Genomic DNA, 15,115 nt, shown 5'->3' with positions numbered 1-15,115 from the left:
CCATCACAAGACGCTGCAACGGCCGTTAGGCGATTGAGGCACAATGAAATCCACAGGAGGTGATCGTGGAATCTGCGCTTTCCGCGCTCATGGCACCGCCGAACTCGGAGTCGCTGCTGGAGCGCGCGTACCTTGATGCCGTCGAGCGCGTCGACGACACCGACGAGGTGCGCTCGCGCATCCTCGGCGCAGCGTACGAGCAGTTCTGCCGCATGGGCATCCGGCGCTCGACCATGGAGGACGTGGCCAAGCGGGCCAGGGTTTCACGGATCACCGTCTACCGGCGCTTCACCACCAAGGACGTGCTGGTCGAGCATGTGGTGCGCCGGGAGTTCCGCCGGTACTTCGATCAGTTCCTGGTCGACATCGAGCAGGCGGGCACCGCCGCCGACCGGGTGGTCCTGGGCTTCGTGAGCTCGCTGCGCGCGATCCGGTCCAACCCGCTGATCGGCGGCCTGATCGCCGCCGAGCCCGACCTGCTCGTGCCGTCCATGATCAATGACGGCGGTCAGACCCTCGCGACCGTGCGCCAGTTCGTCGCGGGCCAGCTCCGCCGCGAGCAACGCGCCGGCCACGTGCCGGGCGACCTCGACACCGACCTGGTGGCCGAGCTGATGGTGCGCGTCTCCGCCTCGTTCCTGGCGATCCCCAGCGAGGTCGTCGACCTCGACGACGAAGAGCAACTGGCCGCCGTGGCCAGGCGGTTCCTGGTGCCCATGCTGCGAGCCACCGGATAACGGACTGCGGCGGCGGCCAGAACCAGGCACGATCTAGGGCATGAAGGACAACGAGAAGACTGTTCCCTGGCGGCGCAACGTCGCCCTGTTCCTGACCGGCCAGACCGTGTCCCTGTTCGGCTCGATGGTCGTGCAGTACGCGGTGATGTGGTGGGTGACGCTGGAGACCCGGTCAGGGCTGGCGGTGGCCCTCTACGCCGTGGCCGCGTTCCTGCCGCAGGGCCTGGTGTCGCTCTTCGGCGGTGTGCTCGCCGACCGGATGAACCGCCGCGTGCTGGTGATGGTCGCCGACGGAGGCATCGCGGCCGCGACGCTGGCGCTGGCGGTGCTGATGGCCAACGGTGTGACCGACCTGTGGATCATCCTGCTGGCGGTCGCGGTGCGCTCGGTCGGAGCCGGGGTGCAGACACCGGCCGTGCAGGCGATGATCCCGCAGATCGTGCCGGCCGAGCAGCTCATGCGCGTCAACGGGATCTTCCAGACCATCAGCTCGGCGATGGCGCTGCTCGCCCCCGCCGCCGCCGGCGCGATCTTCACGGCGTTCGGCATCGTCCCGGTCTTCTTCCTGGACGTGGTCACGGCGGTCGCCGGCATCGGCCTGCTCGCCCTGGTCGCGGTGCCGACGCTGGAGCGGGCCGCCGGGCAGGCCGCCTCCTACGGGCAGGACCTGGTCGAGGGGATGCGCTACATCCGCACGCATCCGGTCGTGCGCTGGCTGCTCATCGTGTACACGATCATCTTCCTGCTGACCGTGGCCCCCTCCTTCGTCACGCCGCTGATGGTCGCGCGCACCTTCGGCAGTGAGAAGTGGATGCTGGCGGTCCTGGAGATCGCCTTCAGCCTCGGCATGCTGCTCGGCGGGGTCCTGATGTCCACGGTGCTGGCCAAGCGCGGCCGGGTGGGGCTGATCCTGGTCGCCGTCTACGGCTTCGGGGCCGTGACCGTGGGGCTCGGGCTGAGCACGAACCTGTGGGTGTTCTACGGCTTCATGTTCGTGCTCGGGCTGCTGGTGCCGCCGTTCTCGACCCCGTTCATGACGCTGATCCAGGAGAGCGTCGAGCCCACCATGCACGGGCGCGTCTTCAGCTACGTCAGCATCGTGATGGCGCTGGCCACGCCGGTCGGCATGGTCGTCTTCGGCCCGCTCGCCGACGTGGTCAGCGTGGAGGCGCTGCTGATCGTCGCCGGCGCCGCCACGATCGTGGTGATGGCGATCTCGGCCCGGCTGCCGTCCGGCCGCGCCACCGTCGCCGCCTCCCGGGCTCCTGCCGTCCCGGAGCCCCACGAAGCCGGCACCGGCTCCTGAGCCGGTCAGAACACGACCAGGGACCTGATCACGTCGCCCGACCCCATCGCCGTGAAGGCCTCGCCCACGCCGTCCAGGGTGATGCGCCGGCTGATCAGGCCCTCCAGGTCGAGCCGGCCGGCCCGCCACAGCCGCAGCAGCCGGCCGAAGTCGGTGCGGACGTCGCCTGAGCCGTACAGGCAGCCGACCAGCCGCCGCTCCGTGGCGAACAGCTCGGCGGCGCTGAAGGTGACCAGGTCGTCGCGGCTGCCCGCGCCCACCACGACGGTGGTGCCGCCGCGCCGGGTGGCCTGCCACGCCTGCCGGATCGTGGCCGAGCGGCCCACGACCTCGAAGGCGTAGTCGAAGCCGAGCCCGCCGGTCAGCTCCTTGACCGCGTCGCCCAGCTCGTCCGGCGTGGCGACGTGGGTGGCGCCGAACGCCCTGGCGGCCTCCAGCTTCTCCGGCACCCGGTCCACGGCCAGGACGGGTGCGGCGGCGGCCAGCTTGGCGCCCTGGATCACGTTGATCCCGACGCCGCCGCAGCCGATCACCAGGACCGACGAGCCGGGGCGCACCCGCGCGGTGTTGACCACGGCGCCGACGCCCGTCAGCACCGCGCAGCCGACCACGGCGGCCACCTCGAACGGCACGTCGTCCGGGATCGGGACGGCGGCGCGCGCGTCGACCACGGTCTCCTCGGCGAAGCAGCCCACGCCGAGCCCGGCGTGGGCGGGCTCGCCCTCGAAGGTGACCGTGGACGACGGCGGGCGCACGCCGACGCACAGGTTCGGCTGGCCGCCCAGGCACAGCGCGCAGCTCCCGCAGGGCGGGATCCAGGACAGGATCACGTGCGTGCCGACCGGCGGGCCGCTCACGCCGGGGCCGAGCTCGACCACCTCCCCCGCCCCCTCGTGCCCGGGCACCAGCGGCAGCCGGGCGGGCAGGCGGCCCTCGCACATCGACAGGTCCGAGTGGCAGACACCGGCGGCGCGCAGCCGCACCCGTATCTCTCCCGGGCCCGGCGGCCGCACGCTCAGCCCGTCGGTGACCTCGACGGGCTTGCCCGTCTCACGCAGGATGACGCCTCGCATGTGTGCTCTCCCCCGGGCTCAGAGCTGGACGGACGTGGTGGTGAGGAACTCCTCCAGGCCGAAGCGGCCGTACTCGCGGCCGTATCCGGACTGCTTGAAGCCGCCGAAGGGGGCCAGGCCGTTGTGGGCGCCGTCGTTGATCCGGATCTGCCCGGCGCGCAGCCGCCTGGCCACCCTGCGTGCGCGGTCCTGGTCCGCGGCCCGGACGCCGGCCGCCAGCCCGTACGGGGTGCCGTTGGCGATGCGGACCGCCTCGTCCTCCCCGTCGTACGGGAGGATGACCAGGACCGGGCCGAAGATCTCCTCCTGGGCGATCCGCGACTCGGGCGTCACCGCGGTGATCACGGTGGGCCGCACGTAGTAGCCGCGTTCCAGCCCGTCGGGCGCGTCAGGGCCACCGGTGAGGATCGTCGCACCGTCCTCGGCCGCCGCGCGCAGGTGCGCGCGCACGCGCTCCCGCTGCACGGCCGAGACCAGCGGGCCGAGCCGGGTGGCCGGGTCGCGCGGGTCGCCCGGCGTGTACGTGACCGCCTCGTCGGCCGCGATGCGTTCGGCGTCCTGGAGGCGCTCGCGCGGCACCAGCAGCCTGGTCAGCGCCGAGCAGGTCTGGCCCGAGTTGAGGTAGCAGGCCGCCACGCCCTTGCGCACGGCGTCCTCGAACGCGGCGTCGCCGAGGTCGTCGAGCAGCACGTTCGCGGACTTGCCGCCCAGCTCCAGCGCGGTGCGCCTGACCCCGGCGGCGGCCAGCTCGGCCACCCGCCTCCCCGCGCGGGTGGAGCCGGTGAACGACACCATGTCCACCAGCGGGTGCGCGGCCAGCGCCTCCCCCGCCTCCGGCCCGGTGCCCGAGACCACGTTGAACACCCCGGCCGGGATCCCGACCTCGTGCATCACCTCCGCCAGCACGAACGCGTCGAGCGGCGTCACCTCGCTGGGCTTGAGCACCACCGTGCAGCCCGCGGTCAGCGCCGGGGCGACCTTGGCCGCGATCTGGTGCAGCGGGTAGTTCCACGGGGTGATCGCGCCGACGACGCCGACCGGGTCCCGGTAGACGACCGAGGAGCCCATCGGCTCCTCGAACGCGACGGCCGCCGCGACCTCGGGCATCGACATGAACGTGCGGATCGGCGAGCCGACCTGGATGGCGCGGGTCAGCTTGATCGGCATGCCGAGCTCGTTCACGATCGTCTCGGTCAGCTCGTCCGCCCGCTCCCCCAGCGCGGCCGCCACGGCGGCGCAGAGCCCGGCGCGCTCGGTGACGGGCCTGGCCGACCAGGCGGGCAGCGCGGCGGCGGCCGCCTCGACGGCGCGCGCCACGTCCTTGGGACCGCTGCGCGGCACCTCGTCGAAGGGCTCCTCGGTGGCGGGGTTCACCACCTGTATCGCGGCTCCGCCGCTCGCCGGAAGCCACTCACCATCGACATAGATCCGCTGCGGCATGACCCACCCTCGGCTTGGAGGAGCTTTATTCTAGATTTTAATTCTAGAAGCCGAGGCGGGCGGCGTCCAGTTGCGGGCTCGCGCGCCAGCTCAGCCCCTGCGGCAGGAACCGCGCGCGCCCGGCCACCTGGACCCGGCACCGGCACCGGCACCGGCACCCGCACCGGCACCCGCACCGGCACCGCGCGGCCGGCAACCGGCACCCGCACCGCGCGGCCGGCCCCTGCGCAGAGGCCACGAAGTCACCACTGAGCAGGGGCCGCCATGCCGTCAGCCGATGCGCAGGGGCAGCGTGCGGGGCCCGCGCACCTGGCTGGCCGCCCACGTCACCGCCGCCGGATCCGCCAGGGAGAAGACCGGAACACGTTCCAGCCACACCTCCAGCGCCACCCGCAGCTCCATCCGCGCCAGATGCGAGCCCACGCAGCGGTGGATGCCCAGCCCGAACGCGGCGTGCCGGTTGACCTCCCGGTCGATGACCACCTCGCCGGCCCGCTCGAACTGCGCCGGATCCCGGTTGGCCGCCGGGAAGGACAGCAGCACCCAGTCCTCGGCCTTCATGTCCACGCCGTTCCAGTGCATGTCCTGCCTGACCAGCCGCGCCATCGTGACCGGCGCGTACGCCCGCAGCAGCTCCTCCATCGCCACCGGCACCAGGCCCGGCTCGGCCACCAGCCGCTCCCGGTCGCCCGGCGTCCCGGCCAGATGCCACAACGACGCGCCGATCGCGCTCCACGTGGTGTCGATGCCCGCGATGAGCAGCAGGATGATCGTGCCGAGCACGTGGTCGGGGCTGAGCTTGTGCCCGTAGAGCTCGGCGTCGACCAGGTACGTGATCAGGTCGTCGCGCGGGTGGTCGACGTGGTCGCGGATCTGGGCGAGCAGGTAGTCCGCCAGCGCGGCGAACCCGTCGGCGCGCTCCTCCGGCCGCTTGTTCACGCTCTCGAGCGCGGTCTCGATGAACTGCCTGAACAGCGGCCCGTCCTCGGGCGGCAGGCCGAGCAGGTTGGCGATCACCCGTACCGGGATGTGCTCGGCGTACTCGTGCGCGCCGTCCACCAGGTCGCGGCCCTCGAACGCGTCGATCAGCTCGTGACAGTACGCCCGCGTCGCCTCCTCCTGCCTGCGCACCGCGCTCTTGGTGAACGCCGGCAGCAGCAGCCTGCGCGCGTCGTGGTGGAAGGGCGGGTCGGACGAGATCGGCGGCACGCTGCCCATCGGAGCCAGCTCGGCCGGTGGCCGGACGTTGCTCACGATGATCCCCCGGGAGGAGAACCGCTCGGTGTCGTACGCCACGGCCGCCACGTCCTCGTACCGCGTCGGCAGCCACACCCCGCCGAACCGCTCGGTGTGCGCGATCGGACAGCTCTGCCGCAGCTCGTCCTGGATCGGGTACGGATCGGCGGCCCAGACGGGATCGACGTGGGAGAAGTCGCCGGCCCAGTCGGAGACCGGGTCGGTGACGATCTCGCTGACCGCCGGGAGCGGCCGGTTCTTGCGCGCCTCGTCAAGGTCAGGGCCGAAGCGATCGTCCACGCTCATCGGGCGGCTCCGTTCTCTGCCTCGATGGCCCGCTCGGGGCAGTTGGCCGCCGCCAGGCGCGCCTCCGGCTCCTGACCCGCGGCCACCTCGCCGCTGCCGAGGACCTTGCCGTAACCTTCGTCGTCCTCGCCGAACAGGTCAGGGGCCAGGTCGTAACAGCGGCCGTGCCCTTGGCAACGCTCGGGGTCGATGCGTACCTTCATGCCGTCGTTCCCGTCTGTGCTGGGGAGGTTCTTCGTAGGGGGTGAGGCGGTGAGCGAGCGCTTGGGGAGGGCGGGAGCCCTCTTTGGAAGGAATTAAAAAAGCGTTCATTTGTCTCGTCAAGAGCAAGGCCCGGTCAGTTGTCTGTTGTCTGGCGGTCTTGAAGACGACAGTCCGTCACGGCAACTGGAAGTGGACATGGAAGCGCGTCATCGAAGTTGGCAGTAGCGGCGTGTACGGCAGGAGGTTCGGCCCGGGAAGTGGTGACGGTCTGGCCCCGGCGGCTGGCGTTGGTGGTGGCACCGGTGCACGGCGAGTCGTTCGCGTCGTGGGTTGATCGCATGGCCCTGCGGAACGGATGTCCGCCGTGGGCGATGGTCGAGGCGTTAGGGCTGGATGTAGCCACGTCGAGTGACGTTCGTTCACTGGCGTACGGCGTCGTTGCGACGCCGGAGACGTACAGAGCGATCGAGGCTGCCACAGGCGTGAGCGCCGAGGTCGTGCGGGGGATGCACCTGGCGATGTTCGACGGCTCGGTCCTGGACCTGGCAGGCGTTCGCGTGGGCGACAAGGAGTCAGTCCGTCGGGCAGAGAGCCGTGAATGGGTGCAGTTCTTCGGCAGCCGGGCATGCCCGCAGTGCCTCGCGGCTTCGAACGGAGCGTGGCTGGTCTGGTGGAAGCTGGGCTGGGCCGCGGTTTGCCCCGCGCATAGGACGCTGCTGGTGGATCTCTGCCCGAGATGCCGCGTTTCCATTCGACGGGGTCCGGCTGGTCAGCCTGCACGTCTGTCTCGCTCACGGATGCCGGATCCGTTGCGGTGCGGTGCGCTTCTCAGCGGGTTCGTATGCGATCAGCCGATCCCTCAGATCAGCACGAGCGCAGTGAGTAACAAACTCGCTGATCAGCAACGGCTCGTGCTTGAGGTGGCGATGGGCCGCCGGCCTGCGCTGATCGCAGGCCAGGTGGTGAGTGCCGGTCAGTGGTTCGCGGTCTTGAAAGCGACGGCGATGCTGATCCGGCTTGGGGTGCCGGAGGTTCTACCCCTGTTGAATGTGACTCTGGATGGTCAGGGCGCGCTGGCCGCCGAGGCGGCTAGGCAGCGCTGGAACCGGGCGGGTCCAATGGGCCGCTACGGGACGGCTCCGCGGACGGCGTTGGTAGCAGCGACACTGCTCGAGGTGGCTCTGGAGGTGGCCGAGGCGGAAGGGGAGTCGGAGCTGGTGGCGCGGTTGATGCCACTGGCCGCCGCCGCGCGGATGAGATGGAAGGAGCGGCGGCCGGATCTGTTGACGCAGGTGGCTCTGTCACCGGTTTTCGCAGCAGCCTTGGATGTCGTGCTCGGTGGGCAAGCTGGCCGTCAGTGAGCGGGCCAAGTGGGATGGCCTGAGGTGCTTGGTCCGGAAAGTGAGGACGAAGTAAGCCACCAGGCGCTAACGTGACCTTCGTCACATGCTTCTGCTTCGCGTGTCGACGCTCTGGATGAATGCGAGCAGCCGCTTCTTACGGTCTCGGGAGGCGCGATGAAGGCTGCCGACCTGCAGTTACGCAGCGTGCACGTCCGCTTTCTGCATCCGGACGGGCAGGAAGAGCAGCTTCCGCTGGAAGTCGCTGCCGAGGTGGCGTTTGAGAACTGTGGCGCGATCCGGCGGATCCCGCACCGAGTTGATCAGGCGCACACGCCGAGCACGCATTGGTCCTCCACGACGAACCGGATGATCGAGTGTGAGTCGTATCTGGAGAGCGTCTGGATGACGATGCTGGACTTCGACCCGGAGGTGACCGGCTTCGCCGGCCAGCCGATGCAGCTATCCGGCGTGGACAATCGCGGCGCGTGGAAGGCCACGCCGGACCTGTTCGTCCGCCGGGTGGACGGCTCGGCAACGGTGATGGAGGTCAAGAACCCCGGCCGGTTGAACGACGCGAAAGTGAGAACGACCGCTGAGCGGGTGGCGGCCTGCTGCGCGGTGGCGGGCTGGGGTTATGAGCTGGTCGGCGAGCCGCCCGGGCGGCAGCGCACGATCAACGTGCTGGCGTTGGCGGGCTATCGCCGCGAGATGGTCGGGGTGAGCGACTACCGCGCGCAACTCCTGTCGCTGGCCGGCGAGCCGGTGCCGCTGGGCCAGCTGGTCAGCTTCACCGCCGAACCGCTGGTGGCTCGCGCGGTCGTGCTGCATCTGTGCTGGACCGGCGAACTGTCGGCGGACCTGTCCCGCCCGTTGGAGGACACCACCATGGTCTGGGCCGCTCCACTGGCCGGCGACGCCGGGGCACACCCATGAACGAGCCGGACGAGACTGGCGGCCGCCGGCTGACCAAGGGCACGTGGCTATGGTTCGGCGACGAACGCCACCAGGTGGTCGGCCAAGGCGGCAGCGAGGTTCACCTGCTGTCGGCCGCTGGGGAGTGGACCACCATCTACATCGCGGCCTTGATGGCGGCGCCCGGGTTCCGGCTGCTCAGCGAAAGTCCCGTTGACCTGCCCTCCAGCATGGCCGATAGGGGAGCGTTGCTGGACGGCCTCGACGAGGAGGAAACGGCCTCGGTGCGTGACCTCGAAGCGCACCTGAACGAGATCAGGACCGGCTACCGCAGCGGCGATCCGGAGCGGGCGGAGCCCGGTGAGCCGCGGCCCGCCTACGATCAGGCGTTGCATCCCCGGGTGAGCGACCGGGTCAAGGCCAAGGCCGCTGAACTCGGTATGGGCGAAACGACGGTGTGGCGCAAATTGCGGCGTTATCGCGAAGAGCGGCGCGGCGGGCTGATCGACGGACGCGGCGCCGTCGTGCGTGATCCGCTGGCCCGCGCCGATCAGCGCGTGCTGGATGCGATCCTCGTCCAGCATCGGGTCGGTGAGCGGGAGGACTCCAATGGCGGTCTGGACCGGTTCTATCGGCGGCTGCAGGATCGGCTGGACGACGAGCACGGGCCGGGCGTGGTGACGCTGCCTTCGAGTTCGACCATCGCCCGCTACGTCGAGCAGTTGTTGCCAGGTCAGTACACCTTCGGCCGGGCGCCGTCGCGGCGCAGCGCGGCGGCGCGGCCGCAGCGGTCCTACCGGGCGGAGGAGGCGGTGCGGCCGGGCCAGGTGGTGATGATCGACGCCACCCCGCTGGACGTGATCGCCTACGACCCGATCGGTGACGTCACCCACAAGGTGCATCTCGTGCTGGCGATCGACGTCGCGACCCGGACGCTGCTGGCCTGGCGGATGACCATCGGCGACACCCGCGCGGTCGACGTGGTGATGCTGCTCAACGACGCGGTCACCCCGGAACCGATGCGGCCCGGCTGGAAGCAGGCGCTGGCCTACCGGATGCTGCGCCTGCCGATCACCCGCGAGGTCGAGCTGGAGGAGCGGCTGGAGCTGGCCGCGGCCCGGCCGGTGATCTGGCCGGAGCAGATCCTGGTCGATCACGCCAAGGTCAACCTGTCTGAGGCGCTGCGCGAGGCATGCCTCGACCTGGGCATCAACCTGGGGTTGGCCCGCAAGGCCAATCCGACCGACAAGGCCAACATCGAACGCGCCTTCGGCACCATCCGTGAAGATTTCGCCAAGCATGTCGCCGGTTACAAGGGCTCCGATACCTCCACCCGGGGCCGGCTGGTGGAGCACGCCGCCCGGTGGAGCCTGGAAGATCTGGCGGAGTTCTTCGCCGAATACGTGGTGGCCATCTATCAACGGCGCGTGCACGCCGGGCTGGTCGTCCCGGGGTTCCCGGAGCTGGAGTTGTCGCCGAACCAGGCTTATGGCCTGATGGTGGCCCGCTACGGCTACGTCCTCTGCCCGCCGCAATCGCATCACTACTGCAAGCGGCTGCCGATCGAGTACCGGACGATCCGCCCGGAGGGGATCCAGCTCGACTACCTCCTCTATGACGATCCGATTCTGGACGGCCATCGGCGGGCGCTCTCGCCGGTCCCGGGCAAGGGCCGCAAGTGGCCGATCCGCTACAACCCGGGCGACCCCAGCCGGGTGTTCATCTTCCTCGAAGGCGCCTGGCGGGTGCTGTTCTGGACGCATCTGCCGGATCCGGCCGTCCCGTTCACCACGCGGATGCTCCAAGAGGCCCGCAAGCTGCTGCGCGACGGCGGGTTGCGGGAGCCGAGCCAGCAGGAGATAGCCGAGGCGCTGGTGGACCTGCAACGCCGGATGGACGCGCCGGAGTCGGCGACCGCGCGCACCCGCCGCGAGCTGGTGCGGGCCCGCGAGGACGTGCGCGCCATCAAACGGGATCAAGCTCGTCTCCAGTTCGGTGAGCCCGAGGAGCCGCCTCCGGTGCTGAGCCTGGTCCCGCCCGCCGGCGAGGAGGATCCGGCGCTGGACGAGGTGGTGGACCTGTCCGAGCTGGAGGAGTTCGAGATCTGGGATCCCGGCGCACCGCGCGGCCCGGGCAGCGCATGAGGAAACGTGTCGCGCAGCCACGCACCAAGGAGCAGTGGCGCGAATTCTGCGCCCGCCCGGCACCGCCCCGGCCGGAGCCGGTCAGCAGAGGCGAGTACGACAGCTGGGCCGCCGACCGGCAGGAGCCGTTCGATGAGATGCGCAGAAGCTGCAACGCCAACCCGCCGTTCCTCAAGCATCCGCAGGTCCTGCGGGTGCTGGCCGCGCTGAAGCCGAAACTGACGCAGGGCCGCTACAGCCAGGACGCCACCTTCCACAGCGCGATCATCAACGGGCCCGGTCACTGCGGCAAGACGTCGCTGCTCAAGCTGATCGGCAAGGAGTGCGAGCTGGACTGGCGGCGCCGCCACCCCGACCTGGCCCCCGGCTTTGGGGTGTCGCCGGCCGACTTTCGCGGGGACTTTCTCGGCAACCGGGTGCCGGTCATCTATGTCAGCGCCAGCACCGGCGCGACCGCGGGCATGCTGTCGCAGGCCATCGGCAAGTTCCTGCACGTCCCGAACCCCGGCCGGACCGCGACGAAGTGGACCCTCACCGATCCCGTGCTGGACGCGATCGAGGCCTGCGGCGTCGAGCTGCTGCTGCTGGACGACCTGCACATGCTGGACAAGATCCGTGACGGCGGCCAGGAGACCAACGACCACATCAAGAACCTGGCCAACCACGCCGCGGTCACCATCGTCGGTGCCGGGATCCTGCTGGAGCAGGGCAACCTGTTCACCGACGGCGCGCCGCCCCGCACCCGGCCGGGCAAGGCCGGCACCGCCCCGGGCGGGCACGAGCGCGGCCGGGCCGGCCAGTTCGGCTCCCGCTTCGCCGACCTGCAGCACCTGGCCCCGCTCACGATCGCCACCCGTGAGGAGCAGCGCACCTGGATGTCGCTGGTGCGCCACTTTGAGACCAACCTGGTCCTGCTCGATCACCCGCCCGACGACCTGACCCTGCATCACTGGCGCTACCTGCATGAACGCACCTCCGGCTACATCGGCTCGCTGGCCATGCTGTTCAAGGAGTCCGCTCACACGGCGATGGACACCGGCGTCGAAACGCTCACCCGCACCATCATGGACAGCGTCGTGCTGGGCCACGACGACGAGGTCGACTACGCCAAGACCCAAGCCCGCCGCCTGGCCGCCACCCGGCGCCGCACCAAGAAGAAGGACTCGCCCGCCTCCGGCCGGGACGCGAGCACCGGATGATCCAGCACTACCCCGACCTCGACGTCGAGGAGCGGCAACCGGACCGGCCGCCGCCGCGCCGGCTGGCCCTGGTGCCGCCGCCGGCCGACGGCGAGGCCTTCCACTCCTGGTTCTTCCGCCTGGTCGAAGCGCAGCACAGCCACCGCGACACCATCGCGTCCCTGCTCGGCCTGCCGCCCTACACCCCGCAGCGCTACACCCTCGGCGAGGACTTCCTCACCATCTACGACGGCGAGTACGTCTTCGAGAACCTGCGCGACGCCACCGGCCTGCGCGCCCGCGCCATGATGCGCATGGCGCTGTTCGGTCAGGGCGGCCAGTTCATCACTTACAGCTGGACCGGCATCACCAGCACCCGGCCCTGGCCCTGGCGCGCCGAGGCCGCGGCCGTCTGCCCCCGCTGCCTGGCCGGACCCGACCCGATCTGGCGCATCGCCTGGCACCTGCTGCCCTGCGTGATCTGCCCAATCCACCGCGTCTATCTGACCGGCTGGTGCCCGAGCTGCCACACCCGGATCAGTGTCGGCGACGGACCGTTCGGCCCGCAGGGGCGCATCGTCGGCGCCCGCAACTGCCGGCAGCAACTCGCCCGGCTCCCCTGCCAGCTGGCCGGAAGCGAGAGATTGCTGCGCATCCAGCAGGACCTCCTGGGCCGGCTACGCCGCCCCCGCGACGGGCCCATCGAACCCGTCAAGGCGTTCTGGGACCTCTACGAGCTGCTGTTCCGCCTGGCGATCTATCTCGGCACCCCGGAGATGCTTCCCGCCGGCACCGACGTCCACCTCTGGTGGACCTTCCACGAGTTCTGTCACCTGCGCGACCAACTCGCCCTCACCGCCGGACCCACCGCCCGCGAACGCTGCGGCGACCTGCTCTCCTACCAGCCCGGCCCGCTGCTCAGCGCCGCGGCGATGCTCATCATCGACGAACTCAGCTTCACCGGCAGCCTGCTGGAGGCGCTGCGCTACTTCATGGACCAGCGCCGCTACGACCCCTGGGCCGGCACCCTCTGGCACGAATACTGCGCTCACGACCGCCCCACCGCGGTCACCAACCGGATCCTCAACCACCTCAAGATCAGATACGTCGACCCGGCGCTGCTCAAACCGCTCGCCCTCTGGGAACCCGGCGCGCCTCATCACCTGCATCCAGCTGAGACCGTCGACGACCTAGACCTGCCCGAGGCAGCGCTGCTCCTGGCCGGTGAAGGACTACGCCCCTGGGAGGGGGTTACATCGCCTCAGGCGAGCCCGCCGGGACAAGCAGGGCAGACACGGCATCAAATCTATCGGTAGTTTCTGATCATGTCCGATGCCGACTTCACCCCCCTCCGCGTCACCTACCGGTCGCCCGAGCTCGACCGCACTCAGATCCGGGACTGGGCAGAAGCGAACGGCTACCTGGTCAGTGAGCGTGGCCGGATAGCTCCAGAAATCACCGAGGCCTTCTTCGCCGCCCATCCCGAGATCCTCGAGCAGGCGAGCACGTTTGAGATGGTCCGCGCCACCGCGAGAACTCCCGGCGCGTCGCCAGAAGATTACGGGTGGGAAAAAGGCAGCGGGCTCGGCGACATCTACACCATCGTCTTCGTCCGCGGGCTGGACGAGCATGAGGTGCTTCGCCGGATTGGGGCCGCAGATGAGGACATCCGGCTCATCACGGACGAGGATTACTCCCAGCCGGAAGGACCGGAGATCATCACCGTGAGGCGAATCGAGGACTGGACGATCGCCATCGAGGATTGCGGCTGGCGAGCCTCACACATGGAGGTCCTCTGCCCTCTATCCCGCGACGGCGGAGAAGCCGTGGCGGTGATGCGCCATGACTACGCCGCCCGACACCGCCTTGCCTACGCCGTCGACGGGGAATACCTCACCGACATCAACCCGACCTTCCCCATCGAGAGACGTGGCACGGATCCTGATCGGCTCAATCGCTACCTTCGTGAGCTAGGTATTGATCCAGCCGCCGACGACCGCATCGACAACGCCATCCCGGCTGCCTTGGCAATCGCCAGCCGGATCACCGGCGTCCTGATCACCCCAGAGCACCTTCGCCGCCCCATTCTCGGCGCCGCCATTCCCGGCGCTTACTGATCACCTTGACCACCCTTCGTAACCTCGGCACCATGCCCGACATGAGTGTCGGCCTGATCATCGCGATGCCTCTCCGCCAGTGGAGGCTCATCGACGCCTCCATGGACAATGACGCCAGCGTCGAGACAGTGAACGGCAATCGCCGACGCGCCGATCTTGCGCGCAGCATCCGCAGGGCGGGTTGGGATCAGATCGCTCATTGGACGCCCGGTGTTCCAGGCTCCGGTTCGTGGCCACCGCCGGACGACATCGTGAAACCCAAGCTCACGATCGCTCAATGGCTTCTCACGATCGACGTCCTCGAACGCTGGGCCGCAGCCGCCGATCGCACCGGGCGCCACGAAGCCGCCGCCCAAGAACGCGAGCTCCGAGAGCTGATTCTCTCCCGGCTTCAAGCGCACGGCGTCCGACTCCCTGAAGCCTCCGTCGGCAACCCTGGGCCAGAACAACCTCGAACTTCGGAGTCATGGCCTTCACTCGAGTGAACGCGATCTTCGACCCGGCACTGCCAACTTCGATGACGCGCGCATCCACATTTCGACACCCATCGAAGTGGCAGTGCCCAGGTCGGGAGCAGGCTCCACTGTCATCTTCGCTGGGTCCAGACAGTCTGTTGTCCGACGCGCTTGCAGATGTCAGAACGGCACAGGAGATGTCAGGAGGCGCGTGTACAGCAGGAGGTTCGGCCGGAGACATGCAGACGGTCTGGCCCCGGCGTACGGCGAGTCGTTCGCGTCGTGGGTTGATCGGACGGCCCTGCGGAACGGATCTCCGGCGTCGACGACGGCCGAGGCCTTGGGCTGGATGTACGCAGGTCAGGTGACGTCCGTTCACTTGCGTACGGCGTCGCCACGATGCCGGGGACGTGCAGAGGGTCGAGGCTGCTACAGGCGTGCGCTCCGAGGTCGTGCGTGGGATGCACCTGGAGGTGTTCGACCGCTCGGTCCTGGATCTGGCAGAGGTCCGGCGCGGTCTGTCCCGCGCGATCGGAGGGACTGTAGAACTGACGGCGGATGCGATGATCAAGGAAGCCGGACCGCTCGATGACGGACGAGCAGCTCCCAGCTCGTCCGCGAGCGGCAGCGGCGGCTGTCCGGAGTGGACGAGCTGGTCTTGTCC

At 69.6% G+C, this 15,115-nt stretch carries 13 protein-coding genes; 9 read left to right on the top strand and 4 right to left on the bottom strand.

All coding sequences use genetic code 11. The annotated features are described in order from the left end of the window. The first annotated feature begins 89 nt into the window (after positions 1-89). Positions 90-737, top strand: a complete 648-nt coding sequence (locus tag HD597_RS18790; protein ID WP_253759404.1) for a TetR/AcrR family transcriptional regulator — start codon at positions 90-92, stop codon at positions 735-737. 40 nt (positions 738-777) lie between these two features. Then, on the top strand, positions 778-2,043 hold the full coding sequence (locus HD597_RS18785; protein ID WP_253743951.1) for an MFS transporter: 1,266 nt from the start codon (positions 778-780) through the stop codon (positions 2,041-2,043). A 5-nt stretch (positions 2,044-2,048) separates the two neighbouring features. Here the strand turns inward: HD597_RS18785 and HD597_RS18780 are convergent, their stop codons facing one another. The 4 genes from HD597_RS18780 to HD597_RS18765 form a co-directional block, all read right to left on the bottom strand. After that, positions 2,049-3,116, bottom strand: a complete 1,068-nt coding sequence (locus tag HD597_RS18780) for a Zn-dependent alcohol dehydrogenase (protein WP_253743950.1) — start codon at positions 3,114-3,116, stop codon at positions 2,049-2,051. Between the two features lie 18 nt (positions 3,117-3,134). Beyond that, positions 3,135-4,556 carry an aldehyde dehydrogenase family protein gene (locus tag HD597_RS18775; protein ID WP_253743949.1) on the bottom strand — a complete coding sequence of 474 codons (1,422 nt, stop codon included), beginning with the start codon at positions 4,554-4,556 and terminating at the stop codon, positions 3,135-3,137. A 270-nt stretch (positions 4,557-4,826) separates the two neighbouring features. Continuing rightward, positions 4,827-6,098, bottom strand: coding sequence for a cytochrome P450 (locus tag HD597_RS18770; protein ID WP_253743948.1), 1,272 nt, complete (start codon positions 6,096-6,098; stop codon positions 4,827-4,829). Then, positions 6,095-6,301 (bottom strand): ferredoxin, encoded by a 207-nt coding sequence (locus HD597_RS18765; protein ID WP_253743947.1) that lies wholly within the window; start codon positions 6,299-6,301, stop codon positions 6,095-6,097. The genes HD597_RS18770 and HD597_RS18765 overlap by 4 nt, the downstream gene beginning before the upstream one ends. A 258-nt stretch (positions 6,302-6,559) precedes the next feature. Between HD597_RS18765 and HD597_RS18760 the strand changes: the two genes are divergently transcribed. The 7 genes from HD597_RS18760 to HD597_RS18730 all read left to right on the top strand — a co-directional run bounded on the left by HD597_RS18760 (position 6,560) and on the right by HD597_RS18730 (position 14,481). After that, positions 6,560-7,663, top strand: coding sequence for a TniQ family protein (locus tag HD597_RS18760; protein ID WP_253743946.1), 1,104 nt, complete (start codon positions 6,560-6,562; stop codon positions 7,661-7,663). Between the two features lie 156 nt (positions 7,664-7,819). Beyond that, on the top strand, positions 7,820-8,578 hold the full coding sequence (locus HD597_RS18755) for a TnsA-like heteromeric transposase endonuclease subunit (RefSeq protein ID WP_253743945.1): 759 nt from the start codon (positions 7,820-7,822) through the stop codon (positions 8,576-8,578). Continuing rightward, positions 8,575-10,701 (top strand): Mu transposase C-terminal domain-containing protein, encoded by a 2,127-nt coding sequence (locus HD597_RS18750; RefSeq protein ID WP_253743944.1) that lies wholly within the window; start codon positions 8,575-8,577, stop codon positions 10,699-10,701. Before HD597_RS18755 ends, HD597_RS18750 begins: the two co-directional genes overlap by 4 nt. Further along, a complete protein-coding gene (locus HD597_RS18745; protein ID WP_253743943.1) occupies positions 10,698-11,900 on the top strand; it encodes a TniB family NTP-binding protein in 1,203 nt (400 codons plus the stop codon). The genes HD597_RS18750 and HD597_RS18745 overlap by 4 nt, the downstream gene beginning before the upstream one ends. Continuing rightward, entirely contained in the window at positions 11,897-13,195 is a 1,299-nt protein-coding gene (locus HD597_RS18740; RefSeq protein WP_253743942.1) for a TniQ family protein, read from the top strand. The genes HD597_RS18745 and HD597_RS18740 overlap by 4 nt, the downstream gene beginning before the upstream one ends. 9 nt (positions 13,196-13,204) lie before the next feature. Next, positions 13,205-13,996 (top strand): DUF6461 domain-containing protein, encoded by a 792-nt coding sequence (locus HD597_RS18735; RefSeq protein WP_253743941.1) that lies wholly within the window; start codon positions 13,205-13,207, stop codon positions 13,994-13,996. 41 nt (positions 13,997-14,037) lie between these two features. Beyond that, on the top strand, positions 14,038-14,481 hold the full coding sequence (locus tag HD597_RS18730; protein WP_253743940.1) for a hypothetical protein: 444 nt from the start codon (positions 14,038-14,040) through the stop codon (positions 14,479-14,481). The last annotated feature ends 634 nt before the right edge of the window (positions 14,482-15,115 follow it).

Origin of the sequence: Nonomuraea thailandensis (assembly GCF_024172165.1) — a bacterium.
GTDB classification, from domain to species: domain Bacteria; phylum Actinomycetota; class Actinomycetes; order Streptosporangiales; family Streptosporangiaceae; genus Nonomuraea; species Nonomuraea thailandensis.
This window is presented reverse-complemented; position numbering and strand designations above follow the sequence as displayed.